This is a genomic window from Streptomyces sp. NPDC033216, assembly GCF_055577115.1.
In genome coordinates this window covers 57,324-72,609 of record NZ_JBVIQK010000022.1, presented here as the reverse complement: position 1 = coordinate 72,609, position 15,286 = coordinate 57,324, and the positions used below count along the sequence as shown (strand labels likewise).

Below are 15,286 nucleotides of genomic sequence, written 5' to 3'. Positions count from 1 at the left end.
GCGGTCCGAGGCCACCGACCGTCCGCCAGATGGACCTGCGGCCGGTTCCGGGCCTCGGACGTGGGAGGATCGGGGGTGGCGGACCAGGGTCGCGCACCCGGTCGCGCCGTTGCCGTACGCGAGGACGCGCGTACGCAGGGCAGTACCAGGCGCGAGACTGAGGAGCACCGTTGAGCAGGTTGCGCTGGCTGACCGCGGGGGAGTCCCACGGTCCCGCACTCGTGGCGACGCTGGAGGGCCTTCCGGCCGGCGTGCCGATCACCACGGACATGGTGGCGGATCACCTGGCGAGGCGCCGGCTCGGCTACGGGCGTGGTGCGCGGATGAAGTTCGAGCGGGACGAGGTGACCTTCCTCGGCGGTGTCCGCCACGGACTCACCCTCGGTTCCCCGGTCGCGGTCATGGTGGGCAACACCGAGTGGCCGAAGTGGGACCAGGTGATGGCGGCCGACCCGATCGACCCCGAAGTGCTCGCCGGGCTCGCCCGCAACGCGCCTCTGACCCGTCCCCGCCCCGGCCACGCCGACCTGGCCGGAATGCAGAAGTACGGCTTCGACGAGGCCCGCCCCATCCTGGAACGCGCCTCCGCGCGCGAGACGGCCGCCCGCGTCGCCCTCGGCGCCGTCGCCCGGTCGTACCTGAAGGAGACGGCGGGCATCGAGATCGTGTCGCACGTCGTGGAGATCGCCGCCGCCAAGGCGCCGTACGGCGTGTACCCGACCCCCGCCGACGTCGAGAAGCTGGACGCCGACCCGGTGCGCTGCCTGGACGCGGACGCGTCGAAGGCGATGGTCGCGGAGATCGACCAGGCCCACAAGGACGGCGACACCCTCGGCGGAGTCGTCGAGGTGCTCGCCTACGACGTGCCGGTGGGTCTGGGCTCGCACGTGCACTGGGACCGCAAGCTGGACGCCCGGCTGGCCGGTGCCCTCATGGGCATCCAGGCGATCAAGGGCGTCGAGGTCGGTGACGGTTTCGACCTCGCGCGGGTGCCCGGTTCCCAGGCGCACGACGAGATCGTCAGCACACCCGAGGGGATCCGGCGGACCTCCGGGCGCGCCGGCGGCACCGAGGGCGGACTGTCCACCGGCGAACTGCTGCGCGTCCGCGCGGCCATGAAGCCGATCGCCACCGTGCCGCGCGCCCTGCGGACCGTGGACGTGGCCACCGGCGAGGCGACGCAGGCCCACCACCAGCGCTCCGACGTCTGCGCGGTCCCGGCCGCCGGCATCGTCGCCGAGGCGATGGTCGCGCTCGTCCTCGCGGACGCCGTCGCGGAGAAGTTCGGCGGCGACAGTGTCGCCGAGACCCGCCGCAACGTGCGCTCGTACCTCGACAACCTCCCCGTCCGATGAGCGGGCCGCTGGTCGTCCTCGTCGGACCGATGGGCGTCGGCAAGTCGACCGTCGGGCAGCAGCTGGCCGAGCGCCTCGGGGTCGCCTACCGGGACACCGACGACGACATCGTCGCCGGGCAGGGCCGCACCATCGCCGACATCTTCGTCGAGGAGGGCGAGCCCGCCTTCCGCGCAGCCGAGAAGGCGGCCGTGCTGCGCGCGCTCGCCGAGCACGACGGCGTCCTGGCGCTCGGCGGCGGCTCGATCCTCGACGAGGAGACGCGCGAGGCGCTGGCCGGGCGGCGCGTCGTCTACCTGTCGATGGACGTCGAAGAGGCCGTGAAACGCACCGGTCTCAACGCGGCCCGTCCGCTGCTCGCCGTCAACCCGCGCAAGCAGTGGCGCGAGCTGATGGAGGCCCGCCGCCACCTCTACGAGGCGGTCGCCACGGCGGTCGTACCGACGGACGGCCGTACGCCCGAAGAGGTCACACGAGCGGCCCTGGACGTGTTGGACGTGATGACCCCATCGCCCGGGGGCCGGCCCCCGGTACCCCGGCCGGAGGACATTGTGGCGAGCCAGGTGACGAGAATCCGGGTCGGAGGCAGCGCAGGCTCCGAGCCGTACGAGGTGCTGGTCGGCCGTCAGCTCCTCGGTGAGCTGGGCGGGCTGATCGGCGACCGGGTGAAGCGGGTCGCGGTGATCCACCCCGAGGCGCTCGCCGAGACCGGGGAGGCGCTCCGCGCCGACCTCGCCGAGCAGGGCTTCGAGGCGGTCGCCATCCAGGTGCCCAACGCCGAGGAGGCCAAGACCGCCGAGGTCGCGGCCTACTGCTGGAAGGCGCTCGGCCAGTCCGGGTTCACCCGCACCGACGTCGTGGTGGGCGTCGGCGGCGGCTCGACCACCGACCTCGCCGGGTTCGTGGCCGCGACCTGGCTGCGCGGGGTGCGCTGGATCGCCATCCCGACCACCGTCCTCGCCATGGTGGACGCGGCCGTCGGCGGCAAGACCGGCATCAACACCGCCGAGGGCAAGAACCTGGTCGGTGCCTTCCACCCCCCGGCCGGCGTGCTCTGCGACCTGGCCGCGCTGGACTCCCTCCCGGTCAACGACTACGTCTCCGGGCTCGCCGAGGTCATCAAGGCCGGCTTCATCGCCGACCCGGTGATCCTCGACCTCATCGAGGCCGACCCCGAGGCCGCCCGCACCCCGGCGGGCCCGCACACGGCCGAGCTGATCGAGCGCTCCATCAGGGTCAAGGCGGACGTCGTCTCCTCCGACCTCAAGGAGTCGGGCCTGCGGGAGATCCTCAACTACGGTCACACGCTCGCCCACGCCATCGAGAAGAACGAGCGCTACAAGTGGCGGCACGGCGCCGCCGTCTCGGTCGGCATGCACTTCGCCGCCGAGCTGGGCCGCCTGGCCGGCCGGCTGGACGACGCCACGGCCGACCGCCACCGCACCGTGCTGGAGTCGGTGGGGCTGCCGCTGCACTACCGGTACGACCAGTGGCCCAAGCTGCTGGAGAACATGAAGGTCGACAAGAAGTCCCGCGGGGACCTCCTGCGCTTCATCGTCCTCGACGGGCTGGCCAAGCCCACCGTCCTGGAAGGCCCCGACCCGGCGGTGCTGCTCGCCGCGTACGGCGAGGTGGGCGAGTAAGTCCGCAGGGTCCCCATCCGTCCGATTCGCTTTCCGCACCGGGCACTTCCCCCCGCCCCCCCGCCGTTCACCAAAGGACGGCAGGGGGCGGTACCGTTCGGTGGGAAGCGAGGGCCCGCACCCTCGCTGCCAGCGTCAATCGCCTGTACGAGACGGAGTGGCACCGGATGCAGCACGCAGTGGGTTCTCCGCTGCCGCAGCCCCATCAGCCGGGGCACGGACCGGCCGTCGGCTGGTCGCCGGCCGCACAACACCCGGGCCCGCACCAGCCCGGCGGCGCCCCCCGGCGGCCCCTGCCCCCGCCGCCCCCGGGCTTCAGCGCCCCGCCGCCCTCGGGCCCGCTCCAGCCCGCGCCGCCACCCGGCCCGCAGCCCCCTGTTCCGCCCGGCCCGCAGCCCCCGGCTCCGCAGCACGCTCCACCCCCGCGGCACGCCCCCGCGGGCGGTGAGGCCACCGGGCACGTGCCGTTGCCCCCCGGCGGCCCCGTCGGCATGCCGAGCGCTCCTCCCGCACCGGCGGCCCCCGACCCGACGGCCACGACGCTCGCGGTGCTGCTCATCGGACCGGCCGGCGCAGGGAAGACGAGCGTCGCCAAGTTCTGGGCCGACCACCGCCGGGTGCCCACCGCCCACATCAGTCTGGACGACGTCCGCGAATGGGTCCGCTCCGGTTTCGCCGACCCCCAGTCCGGCTGGAACGAGCACTCCGAGGCGCAGTACCGTCTGGCCCGCCGCACCTGCGGCTTCGCCGCGCGCAACTTCCTGGCCAACGGCATCTCGTGCATCCTCGACGACGCGATCTTCCCCGACCGCCCGGCCGTCGGGCTCGGTGGCTGGAAGCGGCACGTGGGGCCCGGCCTGCTCCCGGTCGTCCTGCTTCCCGGCCTGGAAGTCGTCCTGGAACGCAACGCGGAACGCTCCGGCAACCGCCGCCTCACCGACGAGGAGGTCGCGCGCATCCACGGCCGCATGGCCGGCTGGTACGGCTCAGGCCTGCCGATCATCGACAACTCCCAGCTGGACGTCCCGGCGACGGCGCGGATCCTGGACGACATACTGGCCCGGGCGATAGCCAGCCCTCCGAACTGGTGATCAGGGGGTGGCGGCGGCCAGGGGCGGCTCGGGCCGCCCAGCCACCCCGCTCGGCTCAGCCCAACCGGCACGAACCGGTCATTGCTCCTACGCTCGACACATGTCAGAGGTGTACGCGGCCCGCCGCAAGCGGCTGAGGGAACGGTTCAGTGCCGGCGGCAGCGCGAGCGCGCTGATCTGCCGTCCCGCCAATGTGAGATACCTCGCGGGCGCGGCGCCACAGGGCGCCGTCCTGCTGCTGGGCGCCGACGAGGACCTCCTCGTGTGCACGGACCCGCCCGACGACCGGCCCCATGAGGGCAGACCCGACGATGCGCTGAGGGTCCAGGTGCTCTCCCGCTCCGGAGGCGATCCCGCGGTGGCCGCCGCGGACATCCTCACGGACCGCGGCGCCGACTCCCTCGCCGTCGAGGAGCACCACCTCACGGTCGCCCGGCACCGCGCGCTGCGGTCGGTCGCGCCCCGGCTGCGCCTCGCCGACCTGGGCGGCGCCGTGGAGCAGCTGCGGGTCGTCAAGGACGAGGAGGAGATCTCCTGCCTGCGCATCGGCGCCGAGATCGCCGACCAGGCCCTGGGCGAGCTGCTGGAGTCCATCCTCGTCGGCCGGACCGAACGTCACCTCGCCCTGGAGCTGGAGCGCCGCCTCGTCGACCACGGAGCCGACGGCCCCGCCTTCGCCACCTCCGTGGGCACCGGCCCGCACTCGGGGCGACGCGGGCACCGGCCCACCGACCGACGGGTGGAGGAAGGCGATTTCCTCTCGGTCTGCCTCGGGGCGACCTACCGGGGCTACCGCTGCGAGATCGGCCGTACGTTCGTCATCGGCACCTCTCCCGCGGACTGGCAGATCGAGCTGTACGACCTCGTCTTCGCCGCTCAGCGAGCCGGACGCGAGAGTCTGATGCCCGGTGCCGCGTACCGCGACGTGGACCGTGCCGCACGCCAGGTGCTGGACTCCGCGGGGTACGCCGAGGGCCTTCCGGCACTCACCGGGCACGGTGTGGGACTGGAAATCGAGGAGGACCCGCAGCTGGGCCCCGCGGCCATGGGTAAACTGGACGCTTGCGTGCCGGTCACCGTCGAACCAGGGGTTCACCTCCCGGGCAGGGGCGGTGTCCGGATCGATGACACGCTCGTCGTACGCCCCGAGGCGGACGGCGGACCCGAGCTACTCACCATCACGACCAAGGAGCTGCTCGCACTATAGGCAGGTGCGTGCCCCCGGGGTCGTCCACGTCAGTCCAGGAGATTCCGCAACCGTGGCTTCCACGAACGACCTCAAGAACGGCCTGGTGCTCAAGCTCGAAGGCGGCCAGCTCTGGTCCGTCGTCGAGTTCCAGCACGTCAAGCCCGGCAAGGGCCCGGCCTTCGTGCGCACCAAGCTCAAGAACGTGCTGTCCGGCAAGGTGGTCGACAAGACCTTCAACGCCGGCGTCAAGGTCGAGACGGCCACTGTCGACAAGCGCGACATGCAGTTCTCCTACATGGACGGCGAGTACTTCGTCTTCATGGACATGGAGACCTACGACCAGCTCATGGTCGACCGCAAGGCCGTCGGCGACGCCGCCAACTTCCTGATCGAGGGCTTCACGGCCACCGTCGCGCAGCACGAGGGCGAGGTGCTCTTCGTCGAGCTGCCGGCCGCCGTCGAGCTGGTGGTCCAGGAGACCGAGCCGGGCCTCCAGGGTGACCGCTCCACCGGCGGCACCAAGCCCGCGACGCTGGAGACCGGCCACCAGATCCAGGTTCCGCTCTTCATCACCACCGGTGAGAAGATCAAGGTGGACACCCGTACGAGCGACTACCTCGGCCGGGTGAACAGCTAACCGTGGCTGCCCGCAACACGGCCCGTAAGCGCGCCTTCCAGATCCTCTTCGAGGGCGACCAGCGCGGCGTCGATGTCCTGACGGTCCTCGCGGACTGGATCCGGCTCTCCCGGGCCGACACCCGGCAGCCTCCGGTGAGCGAGTACACGATGCAGCTGGTCGAGGGCTACGCCGAGCACCAGCGGCGTATCGACGAGCTGATCTCGCAGTACTCGGTCGGCTGGACGCTCGACCGGATGCCGGTCGTCGACCGCAACATCCTGCGGCTCGGCGCGTACGAGCTGATCTGGATGGACGAGACCCCGGACGCCGTCGTCCTCGACGAGATGGTGCAGCTGGCGAAGGAGTTCTCCACGGACGAGTCGCCCTCGTTCGTGAACGGCCTGCTCGGTCGGCTCAAGGAGCTCAAGCCCTCGCTGCGCCGGGAGGCGTGAGCCGTACCGCCCGCACCGAGGGGCCCGTGGACAGCGCGTCCGCGGGCCCCTCGGCGTCTGCGGGCTCCCGGCGTTCTCCGGTGCCCCGGCGGATTCCACAGGCCCGCAGAAAGCCGCCGGGGCGGCCGGAACCTCTCGGTCCGGCCGCCCCGGCGGCACGTTTCTGCTGACTCGCCGCGGCGCTCAGCCCTCCTCGTGGGAGACCGCGCGACGCGCGTCCGCGTCCAGCACGCCCCAGCTGATCAGCTGCTCGGTCAGGACCGAGGGCGACTGGTCGTAGATGACGGCGAGCGTGCGCAGGTCGTCCTGCCGGATCGAGAGCACCTTGCCGTTGTAGTCGCCGCGCTGGGACTGGATCGTGGCCGCGTACCGCTGGAGGGGGCCGGCCTTCTCGACCGGCACATGGGCCAGCCGCTCCAGGTCCAGGACCAGCTTCGGCGGCGGCTCGGCGGCACCGCCGGGAGTGGTGCCCGGGAGCAGCTCCTGCACGGGAACACCGTAGAAATCGGCCAGCTCCGCAAGGCGCTGGACGGTCACGGCGCGGTCGCCGCGCTCGTACGAACCGACCACGACCGCCTTCCAGCGTCCCTGGGACTTCTCCTCGACACCGTGGAGGGAAAGGCCCTGCTGGGTGCGGATCGCCCGGAGCTTGGCCCCGAGCTGTTTGGCGTATTCGCTGGACATATAGCTCCCCGGCACTGGGTCGACGCGACTGGGTTGGGTTTCCATGCCGCGCGGCTGGTAACTCACTGTGAGGTTACGCAGCGTGATTCTTCTGCGTCAAGCCGAATGGTCCACACCGACTCTTCCGTGGTATCCGTAACCGATTGAGCCAAAGGGGTGAACGGGAGCGTCCCCCCGGCCTGCTACCGTGGATGGCGCAAATCCGACGTCCTTTAAGGTCCGTCCCGTGAGGCGGAGAAGGAGGTCCGTTTCATATGGACAAGCAGGACAAGCAGGACAAGCAGACCGGCCAGGACCCGCAGGACGCGCGGCAGGAACCGCCGTCCGACGCGCGGCCCGTCCTCGAGGCCCCCGACATCGCGCGGGTGCTGACCCGCATCGCCCACGAGATCGTCGAGCGCGCCAAGGGCGCCGACGACGTAGTGCTCCTCGGCATTCCGACCCGGGGCGTCTTCCTCGGCCGCCGGCTCGCCGCCAAGCTCGAGCAGATCACCGACCGCGGAATCCCGGTCGGCTCCCTCGACATCACCATGTACCGCGACGACCTGCGCATGCACCCGCCGCGCGCGCTCGCCCGCACCGAGATCCCCGGTGACGGGATCGACGGCAAGCTCGTCGTCCTCGTCGACGACGTGCTCTTCTCCGGCCGCACCATCCGCGCCGCCCTCGACGCCCTGAACGACATCGGGCGCCCCCGCGCGGTGCAGCTCGCGGTCCTCGTCGACCGCGGCCACCGCGAACTGCCCATCCGCGCCGACTACGTCGGCAAGAACCTCCCCACGTCGCTGCGGGAGACGGTCAAGGTCCAGCTGTCCGAGGAGGACGGTCGCGACACCGTGCTGCTCGGTGTCAAGCAGACCGACCCGGGCGCACAGCACTAGCACTCGGCCGTACGCCCCGAGTGCGTGCCTCCACGCACCCGCCTGCCCGAAAACTCCCCATGCCTTACGGAGCCTGACAGATGCAGCGTCATCTCATCTCGGCCGCCGACCTCACCCGCGACGACGCCGTCCATGTTCTCGACACCGCCGAGGAGATGGCCAGGGTGGCGGACCGGCCCATCAAGAAGCTGCCGACCCTGCGCGGCCGCACGATCGTCAACCTGTTCTTCGAGGACTCCACCCGGACCCGGATCTCCTTCGAGGCCGCCGAGAAGCGCCTGTCCGCGGACGTCATCAACTTCTCCGCCAAAGGCTCCAGCGTCTCCAAGGGCGAGTCGCTGAAGGACACGGCCCAGACCCTCGAGGCGATGGGCGTCGACGCCGTCGTCATCCGGCACGGTGCCTCCGGAGCCCCGTACCGCCTCGCCACCTCCGGCTGGATCGACGCGGCCGTCATCAACGCCGGCGACGGCACCCACCAGCACCCCACCCAGGCGCTGCTGGACGCCTTCACCATGCGCCGCAGGCTCGTCGGCCGGGACGCCGGACTCGGTCAGGACCTGTCCGGCAAGCGCATCACGATCGTGGGCGACGTACTGCACAGCCGGGTCGCCCGCTCCAACGTCGACCTGCTGCACACCCTCGGAGCCGAGGTCACCCTCGTCGCCCCGCCCACCCTGGTGCCGGTGGGCGTCGAGACCTGGCCCTGCGAGGTGTCGTACGACCTCGACAGCACGCTGCCCAAGTCCGACGCGGTGATGATGCTGCGCGTCCAGCGCGAGCGGATGAACGCCGCGTTCTTCCCGACCGAGCGCGAGTACTCGCGGCGCTACGGCCTCGACGGCGACCGGATGGCGCGGATGCCCGGGCACGCCATCGTGATGCACCCCGGCCCGATGGTCCGGGGGATGGAGATCACCGCCGAGGTCGCCGACTCCGACCGCTGCACCGTCGTCGAACAGGTCGCCAACGGGGTGTCGATCCGGATGGCCGTCCTGTACCTGCTCCTGGGCGGGAACGAACCCGCCGTCGCCCACGCCCGTACCACCGAGGAGAAGTAACCACCATGAGCAAGATCCTTATCCGTGGTGCGCGGGTGCTCGGCGGCGAGCCCCAGGACGTCCTGATCGACGGCGAGGCCGTCGAGGCCGTCGGCAGCGGGCTGTCCGCGGAGGGCGCCGAGGTCGTCGAGGCCGACGGCAAGGTGCTGCTGCCGGGGCTCGTCGACCTGCACACCCACCTGCGCGAGCCGGGCCGCGAGGACTCCGAGACCGTCCTGACCGGCACCCGGGCGGCGGCGAGCGGCGGCTTCACGGCCGTGTTCGCCATGGCCAACACCTTTCCCGTGGCGGACACCGCCGGTGTCGTCGAGCAGGTCTGGCGACTGGGCCGGGAGCACGGCTACTGCGACGTGCAGCCCATCGGCGCCGTCACCGTCGGCCTGGAGGGCAGGAAGCTCGCCGAGCTGGGCGCCATGCACGAGTCCGCCGCCGGCGTCACCGTCTTCTCCGACGACGGCAAGTGCGTCGACGACGCCGTGATGATGCGCCGCGCCCTGGAGTACGTGAAGGCCTTCGGCGGGGTCGTCGCCCAGCACGCGCAGGAGCCGCGGCTGACCGAGGGCGCCCAGATGAACGAGGGCGTCGTCTCCGCCGAGCTGGGGCTCGGCGGCTGGCCGGCCGTCGCCGAGGAGTCGATCATCGCGCGGGACGTGCTGCTCGCCGAGCACGTCGGTTCCCGCGTCCACATCTGCCACCTGTCCACCGCCGGCTCCGTCGAGATCGTGCGCTGGGCCAAGTCCCGCGGCATCGACGTCACCGCCGAGGTCACCCCGCACCACCTGCTCCTCACCGACGAACTGGTGCGCTCCTACAACCCGGTCTTCAAGGTGAACCCGCCGCTGCGCACCGAGCGTGACGTGCACGCCCTGCGCGAGGCGCTCGCCGACGGCACCATCGACATCGTCGCCACCGACCACGCCCCGCACCCGCACGAGGACAAGGACTGCGAGTGGGCCGCGGCCGCCATGGGGATGGTCGGCCTGGAGACCGCGCTGTCGGTGGTCCAGGAGACGATGGTGGAGACGGGCCTGCTGGACTGGGCCGGCGTCGCCGACCGCATGTCCTTCGCGCCCGCCCGCATCGGACGGGCGGCGGGCCACGGACGCCCCGTCTCGGCTGGTGAGCCCGCCAACCTCACGCTCGTCGACACGGCATACCGTGGGTCGGTGGACCCCGCGGGCTTCGCCTCGCGCAGCCGGAACACCCCGTACGAGGGGCGTGAGCTGCCGGGCCGTGTCACGCACACCTGGCTCCGGGGCAAGGCCACGCTCGTCGACGGGAAGCTCACGTGACACCTGTAATCCTGCTGGCGGCCGAGAGGCAGTCGGCCGAAGTGACCGACTGGGCCGCCCGCGTCGGCTGGGTCGTCGGCCTCGCCCTCTTCGTCGCGCTCGTCTACTGGCTGATGCGCGAGGGCTGGAAGTGGCGCGGAACGCTCCAGGGCGACCTGCCGGAGCTGCCCGCCGCGCCGTCCGACCCCGGGGCGGCGAGACTGACGATGAGCGGCCGCTACCACGGCTCCACCACCGCCGGGCAGTGGCTCGACCGCATCGTGGCGCACGGCCTGGGCACGCGCAGCCGGGTCCGGCTCACGCTGACGGACGCGGGCCTGGACGTCGTACGCCCCGGCGCGGGCGACTTCTTCGTCCCGGCCGGCGCGCTGCGCGAAGCGGTGCTCGGCAAGGGCATCGCCGGCAAGGTCCTCACCGAGGGCGGACTGCTCCTGGTGACCTGGGAGCACGGCGGCAGGCTGATCGACTCCGGGTTCCGCGCGGACCACGCGGCCGAGCACACCGAGTGGGTCGACGCCATCAACTCCATGATCAACAAGAGGGAAACGGAAGGCGCACGATGACGACCTCCACCAGGGGAACCACGAAGGTTCCCGCCGTACTCGTCCTGGAGGACGGCCGGATCTTCCGCGGCCGTGCCTACGGGGCCGTGGGGGAGACCTTCGGCGAAGCGGTGTTCTCCACCGGCATGACCGGCTACCAGGAGACCCTCACCGACCCCTCCTACGACCGCCAGATCGTCGTGGCGACCGCCCCGCAGATCGGCAACACCGGCTGGAACGACGAGGACGACGAGTCGGGCCGCATCTGGGTCTCCGGCTACGTCGTGCGCGACCCCGCGCGCGTGCCGTCCAACTGGCGCTCCCAGCGCTCCCTGGACGACGAGCTGGCCGCGCAGGGTGTCGTCGGCATCTCCGGGATCGACACCCGCGCCCTCACCCGGCACCTGCGCGAGCGCGGCTCCATGCGCGCCGGCGTCTTCTCCGGCGAGGCGATCGCCGCCGACCCCGAGCTGCTCGCGCGGGTGCAGGCCCAGCCGCACATGAAGGGCGCGAGCCTCTACGAGGAGGTCGCCACCCAGGAGGCGTACGTCGTCCCGGCGGTCGGCGAGAAGCGGTTCACCGTCGCCGCCATCGACCTCGGCATCAAGGGCATGACCCCGCACCGCATGGCCGAGCGCGGCATCGAGGTGCACGTGCTGCCCGCGACGGCCACGGCGGACGACGTGTACGCCGTCGGCCCCGACGGCGTCTTCTTCTCCAACGGCCCGGGCGACCCGGCCACCGCCGACGGCCCCGTGGCGCTGATGACGGAGGTGCTGGAGCGCAGGACGCCCCTGTTCGGCATCTGCTTCGGCAACCAGATCCTCGGCCGCGCCCTCGGCTTCGGCACCTACAAGCTCAAGTACGGCCACCGCGGCATCAACCAGCCGGTCCAGGACCGTACGACCGGCAAGGTCGAGGTCACCGCGCACAACCACGGTTTCGCCGTGGACGCGCCGCTCGACAAGGTCAGCGACACCAGGTTCGGCCGCGCCCAGGTGTCCCACGTCTGCCTCAACGACGACGTCGTGGAGGGGCTCCAGCTGCTCGACCAGCCGGCCTTCTCCGTCCAGTACCACCCCGAAGCGGCGGCCGGCCCGCACGACGCCGCCTACCTGTTCGACCGCTTCGTTTCCCTGATGGAGGGCCAGCGTGCCTAAGCGCACCGATATCCAGTCCGTCCTGGTCATCGGCTCCGGCCCGATCGTCATCGGACAGGCCGCAGAGTTCGACTACTCCGGCACCCAGGCGTGCCGCGTCCTGCGCGCCGAGGGTCTGCGCGTGATCCTCGTCAACTCCAACCCGGCGACGATCATGACCGACCCGGAGATCGCCGACGCCACCTACGTGGAGCCCATCACCCCCGAGTTCGTCGAGAAGATCATCGCCAAGGAGCGGCCGGACGCCCTGCTGCCCACCCTGGGCGGCCAGACGGCCCTCAACACCGCCATCTCGCTGTCCGAGAACGGCGTCCTGGACAAGTACGGCGTCGAGCTGATCGGCGCCAACGTGGCCGCCATCCACAAGGGCGAGGACCGCGACCAGTTCAAGGACGTCGTGGCGGAGGTCCGCCGCAAGATCGGGCACGGCGAGTCCGCCCGCTCGGTCATCTGCCACACCATGGACGAGGTCGTCGCCGGCGTCGAGACGCTCGGCGGCTACCCGGTCGTCGTCCGCCCCTCCTTCACCATGGGCGGCGCCGGCTCCGGCTTCGCCCACGACGAGGAGGAGCTGCGCCGCATCGCCGGCCAGGGACTGACCCTCTCGCCGACCACCGAGGTGCTCCTGGAGGAGTCCATCCTCGGCTGGAAGGAGTACGAGCTGGAGCTGATGCGCGACAAGCACGACAACGTGGTCGTCGTCTGCTCCATCGAGAACTTCGACCCCATGGGCGTGCACACCGGCGACTCGATCACCGTCGCGCCGGCGATGACGCTGACCGACCGCGAGTACCAGACCCTGCGCGACATCGGCATCGCCGTGATCCGCGAGGTCGGCGTGGACACCGGCGGCTGCAACATCCAGTTCGCGGTGAACCCCGAGGACGGCCGGGTCATCGTCATCGAGATGAACCCGCGCGTGTCGCGCTCGTCGGCGCTGGCCTCCAAGGCGACCGGCTTCCCGATCGCGAAGATCGCGGCCAAGCTCGCCGTCGGCTACACCCTCGACGAGATCCCGAACGACATCACCAAGGAGACCCCGGCCTCCTTCGAGCCCACGCTCGACTACGTGGTCGTCAAGGCCCCCCGCTTCGCCTTCGAGAAGTTCCCGAGCGCGGACTCGACGCTGACGACCACCATGAAGTCCGTCGGCGAGGCCATGGCCATCGGGCGCAACTTCACCCAGGCGTTCCAGAAGGCGCTGCGCTCGCTGGAGAAGAAGGGCAGCCAGTTCACGTTCGTCGGCGACCCCGGCGACAAGCAGCAGCTCCTGACGGAGGCGGTCCGCCCCACCGACGGCCGGATCAACACCGTCATGCAGGCCATCCGCGCGGGCGCCACCCCGGAGGAGGTCTTCGAGTTCACGAAGATCGACCCCTGGTTCGTCGACCAGCTGTTCCTGATCAAGGAGGTCGCGGACGACCTGGCCGCCGCCGACCGCCTGGACCTCGAACTGCTCGCCGAGGCCAAGCGGCACGGCTTCTCCGACCAGCAGATCGCCGAGATCCGTGGCCTGCGCGAGGACGTCGTCCGCGAGGTCCGGCACGCGCTGGGCATCCGCCCGGTGTACAAGACGGTCGACACCTGTGCCGCCGAGTTCGCCGCGAAGACGCCGTACTTCTACTCCTCCTACGACGAGGAGAGCGAGGTCGCGCCGCGCGAGAAGCCGGCCGTCATCATCCTGGGCTCCGGTCCGAACCGCATCGGTCAGGGCATCGAGTTCGACTACTCCTGCGTCCACGCCTCCTTCGCGCTGTCCGACGCCGGGTACGAGACCGTGATGGTCAACTGCAACCCCGAGACCGTCTCCACCGACTACGACACCTCCGACCGCCTGTACTTCGAGCCGCTGACGCTCGAGGACGTGCTGGAGATCGTGCACGCGGAGGCGCAGGCCGGCCCGATCGCCGGTGTCGTCGTCCAGCTCGGCGGCCAGACCCCGCTGGGCCTGGCGCAGGCGCTGAAGGACAACGGCGTACCGATCGTCGGCACGCCCCCGGAGGCGATCCACGCGGCCGAGGACCGGGGCGCCTTCGGACGCGTCCTCGCCGAGGCCGGCCTGCCGGCCCCGAAGCACGGCACCGCCACCACCTTCGCCGCGGCCAAGGCCATCGCCGACGAGATCGGCTACCCGGTCCTCGTCCGGCCGTCGTACGTGCTCGGCGGCCGCGGCATGGAGATCGTCTACGACGAGACCCGGCTGTCGTCCTACATCGCGGAGTCGACGGAGATCAGCCCCACCCGGCCGGTCCTCGTCGACCGCTTCCTCGACGACGCCATCGAGATCGACGTCGACGCGCTCTACGACGGCGAGGAGCTGTACCTCGGCGGCGTCATGGAGCACATCGAGGAGGCCGGTATCCACTCCGGCGACTCGGCCTGCGCCCTGCCCCCGATCACCCTCGGAGGCTTCGACATCAAGCGCCTGAGGGCCTCCACGGAGGCCATCGCGCGCGGGGTGGGCGTCCGCGGTCTGATCAACATCCAGTTCGCGATGGCCGGGGACATCCTCTACGTCCTGGAGGCCAACCCGCGCGCGTCCCGCACCGTCCCCTTCACCTCGAAGGCGACGGCGGTACCGCTGGCCAAGGCCGCCGCCCGGATCTCCCTGGGCGCGACCATCGCCGAGCTGCGCGCCGAGGGGCTGCTCCCGGCGACCGGCGACGGCGGCGAACTGCCGCTGGACGCGCCGATCTCCGTCAAGGAGGCCGTGATGCCGTGGAGCCGCTTCCGCGACACCTCCGGCCGCGGCGTCGACACCATCCTGGGCCCGGAGATGCGCTCCACCGGCGAGGTCATGGGCATCGACTCCGTCTTCGGCACGGCGTACGCCAAGTCGCAGGCGGGCGCCTACGGCCCGCTGCCCACCAAGGGCCGAGCGTTCATCTCGGTCGCCAACCGCGACAAGCGCTCGATGATCTTCCCGGCGCGCGAGCTGGTCGCCCATGGCTTCGAGCTGCTGGCGACCTCCGGCACCGCCGAGGTCCTCAGGCGCAACGGCATCAACGCCACGGTCGTGCGCAAGCAGTCCGAGGGTGTGGGCCCGAACGGCGAGAAGACCATCGTCCAGCTCATCCACGAGGGCCAGGTCGACCTCATCGTCAACACCCCGTACGGGACCGGCGGCCGCCTCGACGGCTACGACATCCGCACGGCGGCGGTGGCGCGCTCGGTGCCCTGCCTGACGACGGTCCAGGCGCTCGCCGCCGCCGTCCAGGGCATCGACGCCCTCAACCACGGGGATGTGGGGGTGCGTTCCCTCCAGGAACACGCCGAGCATCTGACCGCGGCCCGCGACTAGCAGCCCTGGGGGACAC

Annotated in this window: 13 protein-coding genes; 12 read left to right on the top strand and 1 reads right to left on the bottom strand. The window is 71.4% G+C overall.

What is annotated here, in order from left to right:
* The first annotated feature begins 170 nt into the window (after nt 1–170).
* The 6 genes from aroC (at nt 171) to nusB (ending at nt 6,349) form a co-directional block, all read left to right on the top strand.
* Nucleotides 171–1,355, top strand: coding sequence for a chorismate synthase (gene aroC, locus ACZ5Y0_RS30005; protein ID WP_469131819.1), 1,185 nt, complete (start codon nt 171–173; stop codon nt 1,353–1,355).
* Nucleotides 1,352–2,998: a 3-dehydroquinate synthase gene (gene aroB / locus ACZ5Y0_RS30000; RefSeq protein WP_469131818.1), complete on the top strand. Its 1,647-nt coding sequence runs from the start codon at nt 1,352–1,354 to the stop codon at nt 2,996–2,998. Before aroC ends, aroB begins: the two co-directional genes overlap by 4 nt.
* A gap of 167 nt (nt 2,999–3,165) precedes the next feature.
* A complete protein-coding gene (locus tag ACZ5Y0_RS29995) occupies nt 3,166–4,089 on the top strand; it encodes a Pro-rich N-terminal domain-containing protein (protein WP_469131817.1) in 924 nt (307 codons plus the stop codon).
* A 100-nt stretch (nt 4,090–4,189) separates the two neighbouring features.
* Nucleotides 4,190–5,296 carry an aminopeptidase P family protein gene (locus tag ACZ5Y0_RS29990; RefSeq protein WP_469131816.1) on the top strand — a complete coding sequence of 369 codons (1,107 nt, stop codon included), beginning with the start codon at nt 4,190–4,192 and terminating at the stop codon, nt 5,294–5,296.
* Nucleotides 5,297–5,348: 52 nt separating this feature from the next.
* Complete coding sequence (gene efp / locus ACZ5Y0_RS29985) at nt 5,349–5,915, top strand: elongation factor P (protein WP_020117452.1); 567 nt, start codon at nt 5,349–5,351, stop codon at nt 5,913–5,915.
* Nucleotides 5,916–5,917: 2 nt separating this feature from the next.
* Nucleotides 5,918–6,349 carry a transcription antitermination factor NusB gene (nusB, locus tag ACZ5Y0_RS29980; RefSeq protein WP_469131815.1) on the top strand — a complete coding sequence of 144 codons (432 nt, stop codon included), beginning with the start codon at nt 5,918–5,920 and terminating at the stop codon, nt 6,347–6,349.
* Nucleotides 6,350–6,532: 183 nt separating this feature from the next.
* Here nusB and bldD read toward each other — a convergent pair whose 3' ends face one another.
* Nucleotides 6,533–7,033, bottom strand: a complete 501-nt coding sequence (gene bldD / locus ACZ5Y0_RS29975) for a transcriptional regulator BldD (RefSeq protein WP_020128858.1) — start codon at nt 7,031–7,033, stop codon at nt 6,533–6,535.
* Nucleotides 7,034–7,287: 254 nt separating this feature from the next.
* On the opposite strand from bldD, the gene pyrR reads away from it, so the two are divergent.
* The 6 genes from pyrR to carB all read left to right on the top strand — a co-directional run bounded on the left by pyrR (nt 7,288) and on the right by carB (nt 15,270).
* A complete protein-coding gene (gene pyrR, locus ACZ5Y0_RS29970; protein WP_469131814.1) occupies nt 7,288–7,914 on the top strand; it encodes a bifunctional pyr operon transcriptional regulator/uracil phosphoribosyltransferase PyrR in 627 nt (208 codons plus the stop codon).
* 80 nt (nt 7,915–7,994) lie between these two features.
* A complete protein-coding gene (locus ACZ5Y0_RS29965) occupies nt 7,995–8,975 on the top strand; it encodes an aspartate carbamoyltransferase catalytic subunit (protein WP_469131813.1) in 981 nt (326 codons plus the stop codon).
* Nucleotides 8,976–8,980: 5 nt separating this feature from the next.
* Nucleotides 8,981–10,267, top strand: a complete 1,287-nt coding sequence (locus tag ACZ5Y0_RS29960) for a dihydroorotase (protein WP_469131812.1) — start codon at nt 8,981–8,983, stop codon at nt 10,265–10,267.
* Nucleotides 10,264–10,830 carry a PH-like domain-containing protein gene (locus ACZ5Y0_RS29955; RefSeq protein ID WP_469131811.1) on the top strand — a complete coding sequence of 189 codons (567 nt, stop codon included), beginning with the start codon at nt 10,264–10,266 and terminating at the stop codon, nt 10,828–10,830. Before ACZ5Y0_RS29960 ends, ACZ5Y0_RS29955 begins: the two co-directional genes overlap by 4 nt.
* Nucleotides 10,827–11,969 (top strand): glutamine-hydrolyzing carbamoyl-phosphate synthase small subunit, encoded by a 1,143-nt coding sequence (gene carA / locus ACZ5Y0_RS29950; protein WP_469131810.1) that lies wholly within the window; start codon nt 10,827–10,829, stop codon nt 11,967–11,969. The genes ACZ5Y0_RS29955 and carA overlap by 4 nt, the downstream gene beginning before the upstream one ends.
* Complete coding sequence (gene carB / locus ACZ5Y0_RS29945) at nt 11,962–15,270, top strand: carbamoyl-phosphate synthase large subunit (protein ID WP_469131809.1); 3,309 nt, start codon at nt 11,962–11,964, stop codon at nt 15,268–15,270. The genes carA and carB overlap by 8 nt, the downstream gene beginning before the upstream one ends.
* Nucleotides 15,271–15,286: the final 16 nt, after the last annotated feature.

Excerpts from the sequence above, each read along its gene's own strand:
- aroB (WP_469131818.1), top strand. The coding sequence starts at position 1,352 with ATGAGCGGGCCGCTGGTCGTCCTCGTCGGACCGATGGGCGTCGGCAAG.
- ACZ5Y0_RS29995 (WP_469131817.1), top strand. The coding sequence starts at position 3,166 with ATGCAGCACGCAGTGGGTTCTCCGCTGCCGCAGCCCCATCAGCCGGGG.
- ACZ5Y0_RS29990 (WP_469131816.1), top strand. The coding sequence starts at position 4,190 with ATGTCAGAGGTGTACGCGGCCCGCCGCAAGCGGCTGAGGGAACGGTTC.
- bldD (WP_020128858.1), bottom strand. The coding sequence starts at position 7,033 with ATGTCCAGCGAATACGCCAAACAGCTCGGGGCCAAGCTCCGGGCGATC.
- pyrR (WP_469131814.1), top strand. The coding sequence starts at position 7,288 with ATGGACAAGCAGGACAAGCAGGACAAGCAGACCGGCCAGGACCCGCAG.
- ACZ5Y0_RS29965 (WP_469131813.1), top strand. The coding sequence starts at position 7,995 with ATGCAGCGTCATCTCATCTCGGCCGCCGACCTCACCCGCGACGACGCC.
- ACZ5Y0_RS29960 (WP_469131812.1), top strand. The coding sequence starts at position 8,981 with ATGAGCAAGATCCTTATCCGTGGTGCGCGGGTGCTCGGCGGCGAGCCC.
- carA (WP_469131810.1), top strand. The coding sequence starts at position 10,827 with ATGACGACCTCCACCAGGGGAACCACGAAGGTTCCCGCCGTACTCGTC.